The 3,201-nt window shown below is 64.9% G+C and carries 3 protein-coding genes; all 3 read right to left on the bottom strand.

Annotated elements, in window-relative coordinates; genetic code table 11:
• Positions 1-1,243 (bottom strand): dihydrolipoamide acetyltransferase family protein (locus tag EN879_RS29520; protein ID WP_164774653.1); only part of this gene is annotated, 1,243 nt, incomplete at its 3' end.
• A 1-nt stretch (position 1,244) separates the two neighbouring features.
• Positions 1,245-2,258 carry an alpha-ketoacid dehydrogenase subunit beta gene (locus EN879_RS29525; protein ID WP_013528742.1) on the bottom strand — a complete coding sequence of 338 codons (1,014 nt, stop codon included), beginning with the start codon at positions 2,256-2,258 and terminating at the stop codon, positions 1,245-1,247.
• 3 nt (positions 2,259-2,261) lie between these two features.
• Positions 2,262-3,201: thiamine pyrophosphate-dependent dehydrogenase E1 component subunit alpha (locus EN879_RS29530; RefSeq protein WP_164774654.1), on the bottom strand; the 940-nt coding region annotated here is incomplete at its 5' end.

The raw sequence follows: 3,201 nt of genomic DNA on the forward strand, positions 1-3,201 counted from the left end.
AAGAGAGAAAAAGATGGTAGAAGAGAGAAGAAAGGTTGAGATGAGGGCGAGGAATGAAAGGGGGGAAGGAAAACACCGGAAGAAAAATCATCTGGGGGAGGCCGAAGAGAGCCAATGCCGGAGGGGGGATGACCGGCGTCGTCGCCACGCCGCCCATGGCGCCGAGCGAGGTGATGGTGATGGTCGAGCCGGACAGCTCGTCGCGTGTTGCCGTGCCGGACTTGGCCGCCTCGGCCAGCCTGATGACCTCGGCGCCGCAATCCCAGATGTCGCGCGCCTCGGCGTGCTTGACCACCGGAACCACCAGCCCCGACGGCGTCTGTGCGGCGATGCCGATATGGATGCCGCCATGCTGATGGACGATGCCGGCCTCGTCGTCGAACAGGGAATTGAGATTGGGCTGGTCCGCGATCGCCTTGACCATCGCCCGCATCAGGAACGGCAGCAGCGTCAGTTTCGGCCGCTCCACGCCAGGACGCTTCTCCTTGTTGAGCGCCGCGCGCAATTCCTCCAGTGCGGTGACGTCGATCTCCTCGACATAGGTGATGTGCGGAATGCGCGATTTGGACAGCGACATCTTCTCGGCGATCTTGCGCCGCAAGCCGACCACCTTGATATCCTGCACAGCGTCGTTGCGGGCGAGGCCGGATGCCTTTGCGACCTGCGGCCCGCGGGCCAGGAACGCTTCGATGTCCTCATGGCCGATGCGACCGGCCGGACCGGATCCGGCAACCTGCCTGAGATCGATGCCGGCTTCTTTTGCCCGCAGACGAACGGCCGGCGACGCCAGCGGTCTTTCGCCTTGAAGCCGCGGCGCGCCGGAGACGGAAGGCTGCGCCGTGCTTTTCTGTGAGGCTGCCGGTTTCGCCTTGGGCTCGTCGCTCTTTGGGGATGTCTTCACGACCGGCGCAGCAGCCTCGGGCTTCGGCGTCGGAAGTTTTGCCGGAGGCTCAGCGGACACCGCTTCCGCTTCGGCGCCTTGCGGCTTGGCGTTGCCCTCGCCCGCCACCTTCAGCCGCACGATGGGCGAGCCGATGGCCACCGTGTCGCCGATCTCGGCGCCCAGCCACAGGATCTCGCCATCAACCGGCGAGGGGATTTCAACCGTCGCCTTGTCGGTCATGACTGCGGCGAGCACAGTGTCCTCGCGGACGATATCGCCGACCTTGACGTGCCATTCGACCAGCTCGGCCTCGGCGACGCCTTCGCCGACATCGGGCAGCTTGATGATGTGTTCGCCCATCTCAGGCTCCCATGGTTTCAAGCAAGGCACGGCCAACGCGGGCGGGACCGGGAAAATAATCCCACTCCTGCGCATGCGGATAGGGCGTGTCCCAGCCGGCAACGCGAGCAACCGGCGCTTCGAGGTGATAGAAACAGTTTTCCTGCACCAGCGCCGACAGCTCGGCGCCGAAGCCCGAGGTCAGCGTCGCCTCATGCACGATGACGCAGCGCCCGGTCTTTTTCACCGAGGCGACGATCGTATCGAGATCAAGCGGCAGCAGGGTCCTGAGGTCGATGATCTCGGCATCGATGCCGGTTTCTTCGACAGCCGCCTGCGCGACATAGACCATGGTGCCGTAGGCGAGCACGGTGAGGGCCGAGCCTGCCCTGCGGATCGCCGCCTTGCCGAGCGGCACCGTGTAGTGGCCGTCGGCCACCTCGCCCAGCTCATGCTTCGACCAGGGCGTCACCGGCCGGTCGTGATGACCATCGAACGGACCGTTGTAGAGCCGCTTCGGCTCGAGGAAGATCACCGGATCCGGATCCTCGATCGCCGCGATCAAAAGCCCCTTGGCGTCGTGCGGGTTGGACGGCACCACCGTCTTCAGCCCCGACACATGGGTGAACAGCGCCTCAGGGCTCTGGCTGTGCGTCTGGCCGCCAAAAATGCCGCCGCCGGTCGGCATGCGCACCACGATCGGGCAGGTGAAATCGCCGTTGGAGCGGTAGCGCAGCCGTGCCGCTTCCTGGGTCAGCTGGTCGTAGGCCGGGTACATGTAGTCGGCAAACTGAATTTCCACGCACGGCTTCAAGCCATAGGCGGCCATGCCTATGGCCGAGCCGACAATGCCGGATTCGTTGATCGGCGCATCGAAGCAGCGGCTCTTGCCGTATTTGGCCTGCAAGCCCTGCGTGCAGCGGAAGACGCCGCCGAAGAAGCCGACGTCCTCGCCGAACACGACGACTTTCTCGTCGCGCCCCATCGACACATCCATGGCATCGCGAATGGCCTCGATCATGGTCCGTCTCGGCATGGCTCAGACTCCCGCCTGCTGGCGCTGGCGCCTGAGATGCGGCGGCATCTCGGCATAGAGCCCCTCGAACATGTCGCGCGTCGACGGCTTGCCGCCGGCATGCAGCGTGCCGTGGCTTTCCGCTTCCTTCTGCGCCGCGATAACCGTGTCGAGGATTTCCGCCTCGGCCTGCGCGTGCCGCTCGTCCGACCAGACGCCGAGCGCGATGAGATGGTTCTTCAGCCGCACGATCGGGTCGCCGAGCGGCCAGGCGTCGGATTCGGTCTTCGGCCGGTAGGCGGACGGGTCGTCCGAGCTCGAATGTGCGCCGGCACGGTAGGTGACATATTCGACCAGCGTCGGCCCGAGATTGCTGCGCGCCCGCTCCGCCGCCCATTTGGCGACCGCATGCACCGCGAGATAGTCGTTGCCGTCGACGCGCAGTGACGGGATGCCGAAGCCGAGGCCCCTCGCCGCTAACGTGCCCGAACCGCCGCGCGCGATGCCTTGAAAGGTCGAGATCGCCCACTGGTTGTTGACGACATTGAGCACGACCGGCGCCTTGTAGGTGGAGGCGAACACCAGCGCCGAATGGAAATCGGACTCGGCCGTCGAGCCGTCGCCGATCCACGCGGCTGCGATGCGTGAATCGTTCGATATCGCCGAGGCCATCGCCCAGCCGACCGCCTGGATGTACTGCGTCGCCAGATTGCCGGAGATCGAGAAGAAGCCGTGCTCCTTCGAAGAATACATGACCGGCAATTGCCGGCCCTTCAGCGGGTCGGCTTCGTTGGAATAGATCTGGTTCATCATCGTGACCATCGGGTAGCCATCGGCAATCAGCAGCCCTGCCTGGCGATAGGTCGGAAAGTTCATGTCGCCCGGCGCCAGTGCCTTGCGGAAGGCGCAAGCCACAGCCTCTTCGCCCAGATGCTGCATGTAGAACGAGGTCTTGCCCTGCCGC

This window comes from Mesorhizobium sp. M7A.F.Ca.AU.002.02.1.1, from assembly GCF_003998535.1.
GTDB classification, from domain to species: domain Bacteria; phylum Pseudomonadota; class Alphaproteobacteria; order Rhizobiales; family Rhizobiaceae; genus Mesorhizobium; species Mesorhizobium ciceri.

Bases quoted from the DNA above. Each gene is read 5' to 3' on its own strand.
- EN879_RS29525 (WP_013528742.1), bottom strand. From the start codon at position 2,258: ATGCCGAGACGGACCATGATCGAGGCCATTCGCGATGCCATGGATGTG.